Annotated in this window: 9 protein-coding genes; 8 read left to right on the forward strand and 1 reads right to left on the reverse strand. The window is 69.8% G+C overall.

Annotation, left to right across the window (positions count from 1 at the left end; translation table 11 throughout):
• Nucleotides 1-119 precede the first annotated feature (119 nt).
• A complete protein-coding gene (locus BZL64_RS10340; protein WP_086768320.1) occupies nt 120-2,849 on the reverse strand; it encodes a SpoIIE family protein phosphatase in 2,730 nt (909 codons plus the stop codon).
• Nucleotides 2,850-3,176: 327 nt separating this feature from the next.
• Here BZL64_RS10340 and BZL64_RS10350 point away from each other — a divergent pair, with 327 nt between their 5' ends.
• From BZL64_RS10350 to BZL64_RS10385, 8 genes are all read left to right on the forward strand, one after another.
• Nucleotides 3,177-8,642 (forward strand): HAMP domain-containing protein, encoded by a 5,466-nt coding sequence (locus tag BZL64_RS10350; protein WP_086768322.1) that lies wholly within the window; start codon nt 3,177-3,179, stop codon nt 8,640-8,642.
• A 244-nt stretch (nt 8,643-8,886) separates the two neighbouring features.
• Entirely contained in the window at nt 8,887-9,573 is a 687-nt protein-coding gene (locus BZL64_RS10355) for a response regulator (RefSeq protein ID WP_086768324.1), read from the forward strand.
• Nucleotides 9,574-9,728: 155 nt separating this feature from the next.
• A complete protein-coding gene (locus BZL64_RS10360; RefSeq protein ID WP_107430258.1) occupies nt 9,729-12,452 on the forward strand; it encodes a DNA translocase FtsK in 2,724 nt (907 codons plus the stop codon).
• Between the two features lie 258 nt (nt 12,453-12,710).
• Nucleotides 12,711-13,544: a helix-turn-helix domain-containing protein gene (locus tag BZL64_RS10365; protein ID WP_086768326.1), complete on the forward strand. Its 834-nt coding sequence runs from the start codon at nt 12,711-12,713 to the stop codon at nt 13,542-13,544.
• A 123-nt stretch (nt 13,545-13,667) separates the two neighbouring features.
• Nucleotides 13,668-15,140 (forward strand): 30S ribosomal protein S12 methylthiotransferase RimO, encoded by a 1,473-nt coding sequence (gene rimO / locus BZL64_RS10370; protein ID WP_086768328.1) that lies wholly within the window; start codon nt 13,668-13,670, stop codon nt 15,138-15,140.
• The gene (pgsA, locus tag BZL64_RS10375; RefSeq protein WP_086768330.1) at nt 15,137-15,910 is read left to right on the forward strand and encodes a CDP-diacylglycerol--glycerol-3-phosphate 3-phosphatidyltransferase; all 774 of its coding nucleotides are present in this window, start codon (nt 15,137-15,139) and stop codon (nt 15,908-15,910) included. The genes rimO and pgsA overlap by 4 nt, the downstream gene beginning before the upstream one ends.
• Complete coding sequence (locus tag BZL64_RS10380) at nt 15,907-16,452, forward strand: CinA family protein (protein WP_086768332.1); 546 nt, start codon at nt 15,907-15,909, stop codon at nt 16,450-16,452. Before pgsA ends, BZL64_RS10380 begins: the two co-directional genes overlap by 4 nt.
• Nucleotides 16,453-16,561: 109 nt before the next feature.
• Nucleotides 16,562-16,942 (forward strand): helix-turn-helix domain-containing protein, encoded by a 381-nt coding sequence (locus tag BZL64_RS10385; RefSeq protein WP_073497352.1) that lies wholly within the window; start codon nt 16,562-16,564, stop codon nt 16,940-16,942.
• Nucleotides 16,943-17,042 lie beyond the last annotated feature (100 nt).

Here is a 17,042-nt window from a genome sequence, read left to right on the forward strand (position 1 = left end):
CTCCATGGTAAGGAGAAGGTCAACGGTTCGATTCCGTTAGGGGGCTCCACGACAAAGAATCCCCTCGCCCTTTCGGGCGGGGGGATTCTTCGTTTCTGGAGGGTTCTTTCCTCACGCCGTCATGCCACGCGCATCGCGAGGATCGCCATGTCGTCGGACGGGGCGTCCGACGCGAAGCGCTCCACCGCGCGCATGATGCGGGCCGCGACGGCGCCCGCCGTGAGGCCCGTGCAGGTGGTGAGCACGTCCGCGAGGCCGTCGTCGCCCAGCATGCGGGTCCCTTCACGGCGCTCGGTGACGCAGAGCAGTACATCTCCCGGATCGAGGACGACCGTCTGCTCGTACAGCTCCAGGTCCTCCATGACGCCGAGGAGCGGCTGGGGTTCGGCGGCGGGCTCGACCGTGCCGTCCTGGCGCAGCCGCAGAGGGAGGGGGTGGCCGGCGCAGACCACCTTCAACTCCGCGCTGCCGTCCGGCTGCGGTCGCATCTCGCCGTAGAGGAGGGTCAGGAAGCGGCTGCGGGCGCCCTCGTCGAGGATCGCCGAGTTGAGGCGCTCCAGGACCGCCGGGCCGCTGAGGCCCTCCCGCGCCAGCAGACGCAGGGCGTGCCGGGCGAGGCCCGTCACCGCCGCCGCGTGCGGGCCGGTGCCGCAGACGTCGCCGATCGCGAAGCCGTAGGCGCCGTCGCTGATCGGGAAGAGGTCGTAGAAGTCGCCGCCGACCTCGTTGCCCTCGCCGGCGGCGCGGTAGATGACCTCGACCTCGACGCCGTCGATGTCGGGCAGCTCGGGGGGCAGGAGGCTGCGCTGGAGGGACTGGCTGATGGCCGTGCGCTCGGAGTAGAGGCGGGCGTTGTCGAGGGCGAGGGCCGCTCTGCGGCTCAGGTCCTCGGCCAGTTCCAGGATCTCCTGGCGGAAGTGCTCGTCGGTGGGCTTGCCGAGGGTCAGCATGCCGATGACGCGGTTGCGGGCGACCAGGGGCAGGACGACGGTCTCGCCGCCCACCGCGGACGCCGTGGCGAGGGTGGGACCGATGCCCGAGGACATCTGGTGGGTCGGGCCGCCGGTCAGGCCGAGGGTGCGCATGGAACTGCGCAGGGCCGCGTCGTGGGCCGCCTCGCCGGGGGCGGACCAGACGCGGGCGCCGGGGGTGGGTACCGGGTCCGGCGGGGCGATCTTCGAGAGCAACGACTTGATGCCGTCGATGAGTTCCTCGTCCTCGTGCAGGACGTACGACAGGTACGGGTCGGAGGCCTGGTCGGCGATCGTGTAGACCGCGCACCAGGTGGCGAGGGTCGGGACCGTCATCTGGGCCATCAGGGCCAGGGTCTGGTCGCGGTCGAGGGTGCCGGCCAGCAGGTCGGAGGCCTCGACGAGGAAGCTGAGGGAGCCGCGGCGCAGCCGCTCCAGCTCGCCGAGGCGGGCCGACTCGACGGCAAGGGCGATGCGGTCCGCGGCGAACTGGAGGCGCAGCGCCTCCTCGTTGGAGTAGCGGCCCGGCCCCTCGGCCGCGACGCCAAGGGAGCCGGTGAGGCGGCCCTCGACCTTCAGCGGGACCGTGACGACCGAGCGCATGCCGGTGCCGCTGAGGAGGGGGACCGCGCCGGGCACCGCGAGGAGGTCCTCGTGGACGGCCGGCATGCGGGCGGAGCTGTAGCGGCCGGGGCCCGCCTCGACGGGGACGCGGGCGAAGCGCTGGCGGGCCGAGGGCAGGCCCGTGGAGGCGCGAACCTCCAGTTCCGTCTCGTCGTCCGTCGCCAGGAGCAGGAAGGCGGAGTCGCCGTCGAGCATGTCGCGGGCGCGTTCGACGGTGCGCTGGAGGAGGCCGTCGAGGTCGTCGGGGGCGGGGGAGCCGATGAAGACCTCGAAGGGGTCCGCGCTCTGGCCGTCGGCGGGGCCGTCGGTGACGGGGACACGGGTCGGTGACTGCAGGACCGCGCGTTCGTGGTTGCGGACCAGGAGACAGACCGTGGAGGGGTCGCCCTCGGTGTCGCGGACGCGCAGATGGGAGGCGTACACCGGGGTCACGCGGCCGTTGGCGCCGCGGATGCCGTAGCTGCCCTCCCAGCGGGAGAGCTGGAGTGCCTCGACGATGCCGGTGCTGGTGCCGGGGGTGTGCGGCCAGGCCGCGAGGTCGGTGAGGGGCTTGCCGACGACCTGGTCGGCCGGGTAGCCGAAGAGTTCCTCGGCGTCCTCGTTCCACGCGGAGATGGCGCCGGTGCGGTCGATCTGGACGACGGCGACGCGGACGCGGCTGTCGGCGAGTGGCAGCAGTTCGGCGGGGAGCGCGGGGCCGGCCGTGCGGGTGCCCACCGGGCGGTCGGGCAGGTCGAGCTGGAACCAGACGGTTTTGTGGGTGGGCGTGTAGTCGACGCCCCAGCGGCCGGCGATGGCCGCGCACAGCTGGAGGCCGCGGCCGCCCTCCCGGTCGGGGCTGCCCATGGTGGCGAGGGAGCCCTGGAGGGGGATCTCACGCTCCGGATAGCGGTCGGCGACCTCGATGCGTACGCCGTCCTCGTGGCGCAGGCACAGGAGGTCGGCGTGGGTTCCCGCGTGGACGACCGCGTTCGTCACCAGTTCGCTCGTGAGGACGACGGCGTCGTCGATGATGTCGGCGAAACCCCAGCCCTGGAGGGTGTCGCGGACGAACGCGCGGGCGGTCGCGACGGAGCGCCCGACGGGCTCGAAGGTGGCAGCCGCGCGCGCGGTGATCACAGAACTCCTCGGCCGGTCGTCGATGACGTGCTGGGCTTCTTCCCGGCTGTCCTGCTCGCGTCGCGGTCGCGGCGGAAGCGCGTTCGTCGGCCGGGGGTCCGGGGGCTGTCCCCCCGGGATCAGTCCGGTGGTCATGTGTGCGGCCGCCCCTCCGATGCCCGCTCGTGCTCGTGCCACCGCCCAGGCCGGACGGACCGGCGTGGCTGGACAGCCGCATGCAAGGTTACTTACCTTCCCTACCCTTGCGGATGCCGGTCAGCTGTGTTTCCGCCTCAGGGTGTGCGGACGGTGTGCGAAAGCTGCCGAACTGTTATGGCCGGGTTCGGCGGGGGTGAAACACTGGGCAGGCTTCTTGTGAAGGTCCGGCAGACTGGGTGTCTTGTGTGTTCGCCGGGCAGCAGCCTCTTGGGCCTGCCTGATTACATCGGCAGTACGACGGTCGACCCCTCCGGGAGGGACAACGTGGAGTCTGGCGCAGCGACGCGGGGCACGAAGGCGCGCGCGAAAGGCGGACAGACCCTGAGCGGGCAGCGCTCACACCGTGGCGGGACCACCACGGTGGACACCGCGGCCCTGAACCGGCTGCTGGCTGCCCTGGTGTCGATGCGGGAGGGGAACTTCCGCAAGCGGCTCACGGTGTCCGGCGACGGCGTGATGTCGGAGATCGCGGCCGTCTTCAACGAGGTGGCGGACCGCAATCTGCACCTCACGGGTGAGTTGTCGCGGGTACGGCGCATGGTGGGGCGTGAGGGAAAGCTCACCGAGCGGCTGGAGACGGGCGCCTGCGAGGGCTCCTGGGCGACCGCCATCGACAACTCGAACGCGCTGGTCGACGACCTCGTACGGCCGGTTTCCGAGGTCGGGCGGGTGCTGTCGGCGGTGGCCGAGGGTGATCTGTCGCCGCGGATGGAGCTGCGGACGCACACCCCGGAGGGGACCGGGCATCCGCTGCGCGGGGAGTTCCTGAAGGTCGGGCGGACGGTCAACAACCTGGTCGACCAGTTGTCGACGTTCACCGACGAGGTCACGCGTGTGGCCAGTGAGGTGGGCACCGAGGGCAAGCTGGGCGGGCAGGCCCAGGTGCGCGGTATGTCGGGTTCCTGGAAGGACCTGACGGAGTCCGTCAACACGATGGCGGAGCGGCTGACGGCGCAGGTGCGCGACATCGCGCTGGTGACGACGGCAGTGGCCAAGGGTGACCTGTCACGCAAGGTCACCGTGCATGTCGAAGGCGAGATGCTGGAGCTGAAGAACACCGTCAACACGATGGTGGACCAGCTCTCGGCGTTCTCGTCGGAGGTGACCCGGGTGGCCCGTGAGGTGGGCACCGAGGGCATCCTCGGCGGTCAGGCGCGGGTGTCCGGCGTCGACGGTGTGTGGAAAGAACTCACCGATTCTGTGAACACCATGGCCGGAAACCTCACGGCTCAGGTGCGGGGGATCGCGGAGGTCACCACGGCGGTCGCCAACGGTGACCTGTCGCAGAAGGTGACGGTGTCCGCGCGCGGTGAGGTCGCGCAGCTCGCCGACACGATCAACCAGATGACCGAGACGCTGCGGACCTTCGCGGACGAGGTCACGCGGGTCGCCAACGAGGTCGGTGCGGCGGGCCAGCTGGGCGGTCAGGCCAACGTGCCGGGCGCGGCGGGCACCTGGAAGGACCTCACCGACTCGGTCAACACCGTGTTCCGCAACCTCACCACGCAGGTGCGGGACATCGCGGCGGTGACGACGGCGGTGGCCAACGGCGACCTCTCCCAGAAGGTCACGGTGGACGTGGCCGGCGAGATGCTGGAGCTGAAGAATACCGTCAACGGGATGGTCGACCAGCTGTCGGCCTTCGGTGCCGAGGTCACGCGGGTGGCGCGGGAGATCGGTGTCGAGGGTGAGCTGGGCGGTCAGGCGCAGGTGTCGGGCGCGGCCGGGACGTGGAAGGATCTGACGGACTCCGTCAACACGGCGTTCAGGAATCTCACCGGACAGGTGAGGAACATCGCCCAGGTGACGACGGCGGTGGCCAACGGCGATCTGTCGCAGAAGGTCACCGTGGACGTGTCCGGTGAGATGGCGCAGCTGAAGAACACCGTGAACACGATGGTGGACCAGCTGTCGTCGTTCGCCGACCAGGTGACGAGGATGGCCCGGGACGTGGGCACGGAGGGCCGGCTCGGTGGCCAGGCCCGCGTCGACGGCGTGTCCGGTACGTGGAAGGAACTCACCGACTCCGTCAACTCGATGGCGGGGAACCTGACCTCGCAGGTGCGCAACATCGCGCAGGTGACGACGGCCGTGGCGCGGGGCGACCTCTCCCAGAAGATCGATGTCGACGCGCGCGGCGAGATCCTGGAGCTGAAGAACACCATCAACACGATGGTCGACCAGCTGTCGGCCTTCGCCGACCAGGTGACCCGGGTGGCGCGCGAGGTGGGCACCGCAGGGCAGCTCGGCGGCCAGGCGCAGGTGCCGGGTGTCGCCGGCGTGTGGCGGGACCTGACGGACTCGGTGAACGGCATGGCCGGCAACCTCACCGCGCAGGTGCGCAACATCGCGCAGGTCGCCACCGCCGTGGCCCGCGGTGACCTCTCCCAGAAGATCACCGTGGACGCGCGCGGGGAGATCCTGGAGTTGAAGAACACCCTGAACACGATGGTCGACCAGCTGTCGTCGTTCGCCCAGGAGGTCACGCGGGTGGCCCGTGAGGTGGGTACGGAGGGGCAGCTCGGTGGTCAGGCCGAGGTGCAGGGTGTCTCCGGCACCTGGAAGGACCTCACGCAGTCCGTGAACTTCATGGCGAACAACCTGACCATCCAGGTGCGTCAGATCGCCGAGGTCACGACCGCGGTCGCCAAGGGCGACCTGTCGAAGAAGATCACCGTCGACGCCAAGGGCGAGATCCTCGAGCTCGTCACCACCGTCAACACGATGGTGGACCAGCTGTCGTCGTTCGCCGAGCAGGTGACCCGGGTGGCCCGCGAGGTGGGCACCGAGGGCATCCTGGGCGGCCAGGCGCACGCGTCGGGCGTCACGGGCATCTGGAAGGACCTCACCGACAACGTCAACCTGATGGCCAAGAACCTGACCATGCAGGTGCGCAACATCTCCCAGGTCGCGGCGGCCGTCGCCAACGGTGACCTGACGCGGACGGTGACGATCGAGGCGCGCGGCGAGGTCGCGCAGCTCGCCGACACCTTCAACACCATGGTGAAGACGCTGAGTTCGTTCGCCGACCAGGTCACCAAGGTGGCCCGCGAGGTGGGCACGGACGGCATCCTCGGCGGGCAGGCGCACGTACCCGGTGTGGCGGGCACGTGGAAGGACCTCACCGAGTCGGTGAACCAGATGGCGTCCAACCTGACCGGCCAGGTGCGCAACATCGCCATGGTCACGACGGCCATCGCCAAGGGCGACCTGACGAAGAAGATCGACATCGATGCACGCGGGGAGATCCTCGAGCTGAAGACGACCATCAACACGATGGTCGACCAGCTGTCGTCGTTCGCCGAGGAGGTGACCCGGGTCGCCCGCGAGGTGGGTACGGAGGGGCAGCTCGGCGGTCAGGCGCGCGTGCGTGACGTCGACGGCACCTGGCGGGACCTCACCGAGTCGGTGAACGAGATGGCCGGGAACCTGACCCGGCAGGTGCGTGCCATCGCGCGCGTGGCGACCGCGGTGACGCGGGGCGACCTGAACCTGAAGATCGACGTGGACGCCTCCGGCGAGATCCAGGAACTCCAGGACTACATCAACAAGATGATCGCCAACCTGCGCGACACCACGATCGCCAACAAGGAGCAGGACTGGCTCAAGGGCAACCTCGCGCGCGTGTCCGCGCTGATGCAGGGCCGGCGAGACCTGGAGGACGTGGCCTCGCTGATCATGAGCGAGCTGCCGCCGCTGGTGGCCGCGCAGCACGGCGCGTTCTTCCTGGCGATGCCGCCGGCAGAAGGTGCCGACGAGCACTACGAGCTGCGGATGCTGGGCTCCTACGGCTATTCGATGGGGTCGATGCCGACCTCGTTCCGGCCGGGGGAGGCGCTGGTGGGCACGGCGGCCGAGGAGAAGCGGACGATTCTCGTCTCCAACGCGCCGAGCGGCTATCTGAAGATCTCCTCGGGGCTCGGGGAGGCGCCGCCGGCGCAGGTGATCGTGCTGCCGGTGCTGTTCGAGGGCCAGGTGCTCGGTGTGATCGAGCTGGCGTCCTTCACGCCGTTCACGCAGATCCAGAGGGACTTCCTCAACCAGCTCGCCGAGATGATCGCGACCAGCGTCAACACCATCTCCGTCAACACCAAGACGGAGCAGTTGCTGAAGCAGTCGCAGGAGCTGACCGAGCAACTGCGGGAACGGTCGGCGGAGTTGGAGCAGCGGCAGAAGGCCCTCCAGGCGTCCAACGCCGAACTGGAGGAGAAGGCCGAGCTGTTGGCCCGGCAGAACCGGGACATCGAGGTGAAGAACACCGAGATCGAGGAGGCGCGGCAGGTTCTGGAGGAGCGGGCCGAGCAGCTCGCGGTGTCGATGCGGTACAAGAGCGAGTTCCTGGCCAACATGTCGCACGAACTGCGTACGCCGCTCAACTCGCTGCTGATCCTGGCCAAGCTCCTCGCGGACAACGCCGAGGGGAACCTCTCGCCGAAGCAGGTCGAGTTCGCCGAGACGATCCACGGGGCCGGTTCCGACCTGCTCCAGCTGATCAACGACATCCTCGATCTGTCGAAGGTCGAGGCGGGCAAGATGGACGTCTCTCCGACGCGCATCGCGCTCGTGCAGCTCGTGGACTACGTGGAGGCCACCTTCCGTCCGCTCACCGCGGAGAAGGGCCTGGATCTGTCCGTGCGGGTGTCGCCGGAGCTGCCGGCCACGCTGCACACCGACGAGCAGCGGCTTCTTCAGGTGCTGCGCAACCTGTTGTCCAACGCGGTGAAGTTCACCGACTCCGGCTCGGTGGAGCTGGTCATCCGGCCGGCCGGGACGGACGTGCCGGTGGCGATCCGGGAGCAGTTGCTGGAGGCCGGTTCGCTGGCGGACGCGGACGCGCCGTTGATCGCGTTCTCGGTGACCGACACGGGTATCGGGATCGCGGCGAGCAAGATGCGGGTGATCTTCGAGGCGTTCAAGCAGGCCGACGGCACCACGAGCCGCAAGTACGGCGGTACCGGGCTCGGGCTGTCGATCTCGCGGGAGATCGCGCAGCTGCTCGGTGGTGAGATCTACGCCCAGAGCGAGCCGGGGCGTGGCTCGACGTTCACGCTGTATCTGCCGCTGCACCCGAGCGAGCTGCCGCCGCAGGGCTACCAGCAGGTGGTGCCCCAGCTGGAGGCGGGCGACCTGGTGGCGTCCGAGAGTGGGAAGCGGGAGCGGTCGGAGCTGTCCGGGGTGCAGATCCAGACGCCGGCGGAGGTGAGGTCGTACCAGGACACGCAGAACGGTCCGGCCGCCCTGTTCCGGCGTCGGCGCCGGTCCGCGGCCGGGGGCGAGCCGCAGGTCGGCCGGCCCGAGCAGTGGGCGCCCGTGCGGCAGGAGTCGGCGCCGCAGGGGCCGCGGGGCATCCGGTTCGGCGGGGAGAAGGTGCTGATCGTCGATGACGACATCCGCAATGTATTCGCCCTGACCAGCGTCCTTGAGCAGCACGGGCTGTCGGTGCTGTACGCGGAGAACGGCCGCGAGGGCATCGAGGTCCTGGAGCAGCACGAGGACGTGGCGGTCGTCCTGATGGACATCATGATGCCGGAGATGGACGGGTACGCGACGACCACGGCGATCCGCCGGATGCCTCAGTTCTCGGGCCTGCCGATCATCGCGCTGACCGCGAAGGCGATGAAGGGCGACCGGGAGAAGGCGATCGAGTCGGGTGCCTCCGACTACGTCACCAAGCCGGTGGACCCGGATCACCTGCTGGCGGTGATGGCCCAGTGGATGCGTGCCGAGTGACGGGAACCGTCCGGCGGCGCGGGGAGTCGCTGACTCACGGTGTCCGAAGGCGTGTAGTGGGGCGGGATTCGGGGAACCTTCTGGTCTTCCGCCGCGTTCCTGCTACGTGCACAGTGACATCACGGTGACAGGGTGTGGCGACGGTCGGGGTGCGGCTACCATGACCGGCACAAGGAAGGGCGGCGCAAAGGAGTCGTCCCCAGGGGCGGCGCCCGGTGCACTGCCGGGGCGAGGAGGGCGGGCCATGGTGCAGAAGGCCAAGATCCTCCTGGTCGATGACCGGCCGGAGAATCTGCTGGCGCTGGAGGCGATCCTCTCTGCGCTCGATCAGACGCTGGTGCGGGCATCGTCCGGGGAAGAGGCGCTCAAGGCACTGCTGACGGACGACTTCGCGGTCATTCTGCTGGACGTCCAGATGCCGGGAATGGACGGTTTCGAAACGGCCGCGCACATCAAGCGGCGAGAACGGACTCGGGACATCCCGATCATCTTCCTGACGGCGATCAATCACGGTCCGCACCACACCTTCCGCGGGTACGCGGCGGGTGCGGTCGACTACATCTCCAAGCCGTTCGATCCGTGGGTGCTGCGCGCGAAGGTCTCGGTGTTCGTCGAGCTGTACATGAAGAACTGCCAGCTGCGGGAGCAGGCGGCCTTGCTGCGGCTCCAGTTGGAGGGCGGCGGAGGCAAGGCGGCGGCCGGCGGCGACAAGGAGTCACCGGGGCTGCTGGCGGAGCTGTCCGCGAGGCTCGCGGCCGTCGAGGAGCAGGCCGAGGCGCTGTCCAAGCAGCTCGACGACGAGTCGGCGGACGCGGCGGCGGTGGCCACGGCGGCGCATCTGGAGCGCAAACTCACCGGTCTGCGCCGGGCGCTGGACGCGCTGGAGCCCGGCACCGGTAGCGGTCCGCCCTCCGTGACGTCGCAGAGCTGAACCGGAACCGACGGATGCCGCGCCCGGAGTTGTGCGTGAGTGAGTGTCAGCGGTGCGAGGGCATGCGTCAGTTCCGCGCCTCCTGGGGAGCGACACGAACGGGTGAAGCAGCGGTCACACGTGTCCGCTGTCGTCTCCCCCGGTAACCTCACACCATGGCCTCACGTCCCTCCGCAGCGAAGAAGCAGCCCGCCAAGAAGGCAGCAGCTCCCGCGAAGGCTCCGGCGAAGAAGGCCGCCGCCAAAAAGGCCCCGGCGAAGAAGGCGCCCGCCCGGAAAGCCGCGGCCGCCAAGCCGGCGCCCAAACCGGCCCCCAGTCCCACCGGGGGCATCTACCGGCTCGTGCGCGCCCTCTGGCTGGGTCTGGCCCACGCCGTCGGAGCGGTGTTCCGCGGCATAGGGAACGGTGCGAAGAACCTCGACCCCGCCCACCGCAAGGACGGCGTCGCGCTGCTGCTGTTCGGCCTCGCGCTGATCGTCGCCGCGGGGACCTGGGCCGATCTGCGCGGCCCGGTCGGCGACCTCGTCGAGATCCTGGTGACCGGCTCCTTCGGCCGACTCGACCTGCTGGTGCCGATCTTGCTCGCCGTCATCGCCGTACGGTTCGTCCGGCACCCCGAGAAGCCCGAGGCCAACGGCCGCATCGTGATCGGACTGTCCGCGCTGCTCATCGGTGTGCTCGGGCAGGTCCACATCGCCTGCGGCTCGCCCGCCCGCAGCGACGGCATGCAGGCGATAAGGGACGCCGGCGGCCTCATCGGCTGGTCCGCGGCGACGCCGCTGACGTACACCATGGGCGAGGTCCTCGCCGTACCGCTGCTCGTGCTGCTCACGGTCTTCGGGTTGCTCGTGGTCACCGCCACGCCCGTCAACGCCATTCCGCAGCGGCTGCGGCAGCTCGGGGTGCGTCTCGGCGTGGTGCACGACCCGGCGGCCGACGAGGAGTACGACGAGTTCGGCGACGACGAGGAGCGCTACGACGAGCAGTGGCGTGAGGCGCTGCCCGCACGCTCCCGGCGGCGCTCCGGCGCCCCTGAGGCCTTCGACCCCGACAGCGCCGAGCAGGAGGCCCTCAGCCGGCGTCGCGGCCGTCCCAGGCGCTCGGCCGTGCCGCAGCCCGCGATGGACCGGCGGATGGACGCGGTCGACATCGCGGCGGCTGCCGCGGCCGACCTCGACGGGGCCGTGCTGCACGGCATGCCGCCGTCGCGGATCGTCGCCGACCTCACCCAGGGCGTGAGCGTCGGTGACCGTGAGCCCACCACGCCGACGCCCGTCCCGGCCCCGGCCGGCCGGCCCAGGCAGGAGAAGGTCAAGGCCGGCGCCGTCCCCGACCTGACCAAGGCGGCTCCCGAGGCGCCGCGCGAGCTGCCGCCGCGCGCGGAGCAGCTCCAGCTGTCCGGGGACATCACCTACGCGCTGCCCTCGCTCGACCTCCTCACGCGCGGCGGCCCCGGCAAGGTGCGCAGCGCCGCCAACGACGCGGTGGTCGCCTCGCTCACCAACGTCTTCTCGGAGTTCAAGGTCGACGCCGCGGTCACCGGCTTCACCCGCGGCCCGACGGTCACGCGCTACGAGGTCGAACTCGGCCCCGCGGTGAAGGTCGAGCGGATCACCGCCCTGACGAAGAACATCGCGTACGCCGTCGCCAGCCCGGACGTGCGGATCATCTCGCCGATTCCCGGGAAGTCCGCGGTCGGCATCGAGATCCCGAACACCGACCGCGAGATGGTCAACCTCGGAGATGTGCTCCGGCTGGCCGAGTCCGCCGAGGACGACGATCCGATGCTGGTCGCCTTCGGCAAGGACGTCGAGGGCGGCTATGTCATGCACTCGCTGGCGAAGATGCCGCACATACTGGTCGCCGGCGCCACCGGGTCCGGCAAGTCGTCCTGCATCAACTGTCTGATCACCTCGGTCATGATGCGGGCGACCCCGGAGGACGTCCGGATGATCCTGGTCGACCCCAAGCGCGTCGAGCTGACCGCCTACGAGGGCATCCCGCACCTGATCACGCCCATCATCACCAACCCCAAGCGGGCGGCTGAGGCGCTCCAGTGGGTCGTACGCGAGATGGACCTGCGCTACGACGACCTGGCGGCGTACGGCTACCGGCACATCGACGACTTCAACCGCGCGGTGCGGGAGGGGACCGTCAAGAAGCCCGAGGGCAGTGAGCGCGAGCTTCAGCCGTATCCCTATCTGCTGGTGATCGTCGACGAGCTCGCCGACCTGATGATGGTCGCGCCGCGTGACGTCGAGGACTCGATCGTGCGGATCACGCAGCTCGCGCGCGCCGCCGGCATCCATCTGGTGCTGGCCACGCAGCGGCCGTCGGTGGACGTGGTGACCGGTCTGATCAAGGCGAACGTGCCGTCGCGGCTCGCGTTCGCCACCTCCTCGCTCGCCGACTCGCGGGTCATCCTCGACCAGCCCGGTGCCGAGAAACTGATCGGCAAGGGTGACGGACTGTTCCTGCCGATGGGTGCGAACAAGCCGACGCGTATGCAGGGCGCGTTCGTCACCGAGGCCGAGGTCGCGGTGATCGTGCAGCACTGCAAGGACCAGATGGCGCCCGTCTTCCGGGACGACGTCACCGTGGGCACCAAGCAGAAGAAGGAGATCGACGAGGACATCGGCGACGACCTCGACCTGCTGTGCCAGGCGGCCGAGCTGGTCGTCTCCACCCAGTTCGGGTCGACCTCGATGCTCCAGCGCAAGTTGCGCGTCGGCTTCGCCAAGGCCGGCCGGCTGATGGACCTCATGGAGTCGCGGAGCATCGTCGGCCCGAGCGAGGGATCGAAGGCACGTGACGTTCTGGTGAAACCCGACGAGTTGGACGGAGTGCTCGCCGTGATCCGCGGGGAGCCTGGGGAGTAGACGTTTCTTCCGTGGGGACGGCGGGCGTCCGTGACTCACCCGTTAGAGAACGGCGGGCAACCGTTTCCCCTCGCCGTACGTCCAGTTGAGCGAGCGGACAGGTGCGGGTTCCACCCGGAAGTCGTATCTGGCCCGTCATCGGTGTGTCCGGCCATACCGATGGCGTACAAAGTCCTACCGCCCGGTTGCCCCTCCCTTTCGCAACCCCCCTAGACTGAACCTCCAGCACAGGTGGCTATACGCTCGAAAGGCGCCCCCGTGTCCATCGGCAGCAACTCCCCTGAAGACGAGCGTCCGTTCGAAGACGTTTCCGAGGCAGCCCACCCCTCCATCGGCCGAGCCCTGCAGCAGGCCCGCATCGCGGCCGGGCTCACCGTCGACGACGTCAGTACCGCCACCCGCGTCCGCATCGCCATCGTGCACGCCATCGAAGCGGACGACTTCGCGCCCTGCGGCGGCGACGTCTACGCGCGCGGTCACATCCGGACGCTCGCACGGGCCGTCCACCTGGACCCCGCCCAGCTGATGGAGCAGTACGACGCCGCCCACGGCGGTCGGCCGGCACCCACCCCGGCCGCACCCATGTTCGAGGCGGAACGTATCCGCCCCGAGCGGCGCGGGCCGAACTGGACCGCGGCCATGGTCGCCGCGATCGTCGCCGTGGTCGGCTTCGTCGGATTCACGGCGTTCAAGGGCGACGACGGCACGGCCGACGTCGCCGACGGCACCACCCCGTCGACCAGCGCGCCCGCCACGCCGACACCGAAGACCGAGAAGCCCGTCGACGAGAAGCCGGAGCCCTCCGACAGCGCCATCGCCGCGGCCCCGCAGGACAAGGTGACCGTCCAGGTCACGGCCACCGACGGCAAGAGCTGGATCTTCGCCAAGGACCACAACGGCCGGATGCTCTTCGACGGCCTGCTCAAGCAGGGCGAGTCCCAGACCTTCCAGGACAGCGAGAAGGTCAACCTCGTCCTCGGCGACGCCGGAGCGGTGGAGCTCCACGTCAACGGCAAGAAGATCGACGACGACTTCAAGCCGGGCGCCGTGGAGCGGCTGACGTACACCAAGGGTGACCCGCAGGCCGGCTGAGGCAGGGCGGAGTCCAGGTCTGGCAAGGGGTCGGCGGTCGTCGCCGGCCCCTTCGGCATGACGCCCGAAGATCGCCAACCCCGTCGACATGGGGTGTCAGTCAGACAAAGTAGTCTTGAGCCCATGCCTGAACGCCGTACCGTCGCACTCGTCACCCTTGGCTGCGCCCGTAACGAGGTGGACTCGGAGGAGCTCGCAGGCCGTTTGGAGGCGGACGGCTGGCAGCTCGTGGAGGACGCCCAGGACGCGGACGTCGCCGTCGTCAACACCTGTGGCTTCGTCGATGCCGCCAAGAAGGACTCCGTCGACGCCCTCCTGGAGGCCAACGACCTCAAGGGCCATGGCCGAACCCAGGCCGTCGTGGCGGTGGGCTGCATGGCCGAGCGCTACGGCAAGGACCTCGCCGAGGCACTCCCGGAGGCCGACGGCGTACTCGGATTCGACGACTACGCCGACATCTCCGACCGCCTCCAGACCATCCTCAACGGCGGCATCCACGCCTCCCACACCCCGCGAGACCGGCGCAAGCTGCTGCCGATCAGCCCCGCCGAGCGGCAGGAATCCGCCGGTTCGGTGGCCCTTCCGGGGCACGCTCCGGCAGACCTTCCGGATGGGGTCGCCCCGGCCTCCGGGCCCCGTGCGCCGCTGCGCCGCCGGCTCGACGGCAACCCGGTCGCCTCGGTCAAGCTCGCCTCCGGCTGCGACCGGCGCTGCTCCTTCTGCGCCATCCCGTCCTTCCGCGGCTCCTTCATCTCCCGCCGCCCGAGCGACGTGCTGAACGAGACCCGGTGGCTGGCCGAGCAGGGCGTCAAGGAGATCATGCTGGTCTCCGAGAACAACACCTCCTACGGCAAGGACCTCGGCGACATCCGGCTGCTGGAGTCGCTGCTGCCCGAGCTGGCGGAGGTCGACGGCCTGGAGCGGGTGCGGGTCAGCTACCTCCAGCCGGCCGAGATGCGGCCCGGCCTGATCGACGTGCTGACCTCCACGCCGAAGATCGCCCCCTACTTCGACCTGTCCTTCCAGCACTCGGCCCCCGACGTGCTGCGCGCGATGCGTCGCTTCGGCGACACGGACCGCTTCCTGGAACTGCTCGACACCATCCGGGGCAAGGCGCCCGAGGCGGGGGTGCGCTCCAACTTCATCGTCGGCTTCCCCGGCGAGTCCGAGGCCGACCTGGCCGAGCTGGAGCGGTTCCTCAACCACGCGCGTCTGGACGCCATCGGTGTCTTCGGGTACTCCGACGAGGACGGCACCGAGGCCGCGACGTACGAGAACAAGCTCCACGAGGACGTCGTCGCCGAGCGGCTCGCGCGGATCTCCCGGCTCGCCGAGGAACTCGTCTCGCAGCGCGCCGAGGAGCGGCTGGGCGAGAGCCTGCACGTGCTCGTGGAGTCGGTGGACCCGGTCGAGGGCGTGTACGGCCGTGCGGCCCATCAGGCGCCCGAGACCGATGGCCAGGTGCTGCTCACGAGCGGCGAAGGTCTGAGTGTCGGTCGTATGGTCGAGGCGAAGGTGGTCGGTACGGAAGGTGTCGACCTGGTGGCCGAGCCCCTCCAGGGCTCGATCGGGTGTAGTGAGGAGGCGGACAGATGACGGGTGTCCCGGCATCGGCCGCGGGTGGCTCCTCCAGGGCGAACGGGGCGGCCACGAGCCCTGCTCCCGGTCCTTCGGGAGCTGGTCCGGAGACGGGCTCCGACGTCACCGGCGCCACCATGGACGAGCAGGGAACCCTGCGCCCCGCGCGCGGTGCGAAGATCGCGGCCGCCGCCGTCAACCAGGCCAGCGTCTGGAACGTGGCCAATCTGCTGACCATGCTCCGGCTCATCCTGGTACCCGGCTTCGTCGCCCTGATGCTGGCCGACGGCGGGCACGACCCGGCGTGGCGCGCCTTCGCCTGGGCGGCCTTCGCCGTCGCCATGATCACCGACCTGTTCGACGGGCATCTGGCGCGGACCTACAACCTCGTCACCGACTTCGGGAAGATCGCCGATCCGATCGCCGACAAGGCGATCATGGGAGCGGCCCTGATCTGCCTCTCCGCGCTGGGCGACCTGCCGTGGTGGGTGACGGGCGTCATCCTGGGCCGGGAACTCGGGATCACCCTGCTGCGTTTCCTGGTCATCCGGTACGGCGTCATCCCGGCCAGCCGGGGCGGCAAGCTCAAGACGCTCACCCAGGGCGTCGCCGTCGGGATGTACATCCTGGCGCTCACCGGCTGGCTGGCCACGCTGCGCTGGTGGGTGATGGCCGCGGCGGTCCTGCTGACCGTGGTGACCGGGCTCGACTACGTGAGACAGGCCATTGTGCTGCGCAGGCAGGGGATCGCCGAGCGACGGGCGGCTTCGGGGGCGACGCAGGCGTGAGTGACCCGGCCGCCGACGTGGTGCGACTACTCACAGTGAGGGGCGAGACGCTCGCCGTGGCCGAGTCGCTGACGGGTGGTCTGGTCGCGGCGGAGATCACCTCCGTGCCAGGGGCGTCCAAGGCGTTCCGGGGATCGGTCACCGCGTACGCCACCTCGCTCAAGCACGAGCTGCTCGGCGTGGACGCGGACCTGCTGGCCGCGCGCGGAGCCGTGGACGAGCAGGTGGCGGCCCAGATGGCGGCCGGGGTGCGCAGGGCGCTGGACGCCGACTGGGGCATCGCGACCACCGGAGTCGCCGGCCCCGACGCACAGGACGGGCAGCCCGTCGGGACGGTCTTCGTCGCGGTGGACGGGCCCTCGGGGCCTGACGCCGGTTCCGCCTCTGGCGGAAAAGTGGAGGCCCTGCGGTTGAACGGCAGCCGGGCGGAAATTCGTAGAGAGAGTGTACGGAGCGTACTCGCAGTGCTCCTGAGAGAGCTGGCGGGCGAACAGACCGGGAATGAGCGGGCACAGGATACGGAACAGAACGGGGGGTTTTGATGTTTGCAGCCCTGAGTGAACACGACATCGCTCCCCGCACGGCCGCAGCGCAAGGCGGTACGGTGGGGCGTGAAGGATGCGGCTACGCGGTCCGAGGAGGGAGCCACCGATGATTCTGCTCCGTCGCCTGTTGGGTGACGTGCTGCGTCGGCAGCGCCAGCGCCAGGGCCGTACTCTGCGCGAAGTCTCCTCGTCCGCCCGGGTCTCGCTCGGCTATCTCTCCGAGGTGGAGCGGGGGCAGAAGGAGGCATCCTCCGAACTGCTCGCCGCCATCTGCGACGCGTTGGACGTACGGATGTCCGAGCTCATGCGGGAAGTGAGTGACGAGCTCGCTCTCGCGGAGCTGGCTCAGTCGGCTGCGGCCACCCCCAGTGGGCCTGTACCGGCGTCGGTTCGCCCGATGCTGGGTTCTGTGTCGGTGACCGGTGTGCCACCGGAGCGGGTGACCATCAAGGCACCCGCCGAGGCGGTGGACGTGGTCGCCGCCTGATGTGCCCCTGGACGGGTGTGTCGACCGACGAGTACGTGTGTAAGGACGGGTGCGAGTACGTGTAGGCGTACGGCAACTGTGAGGCCCCGGCCGGGGCCTC

It is taken from the genome of Streptomyces bobili (assembly GCF_002154575.1).
Classification (GTDB): Bacteria; Actinomycetota; Actinomycetes; order Streptomycetales; family Streptomycetaceae; genus Streptomyces; species Streptomyces bobili.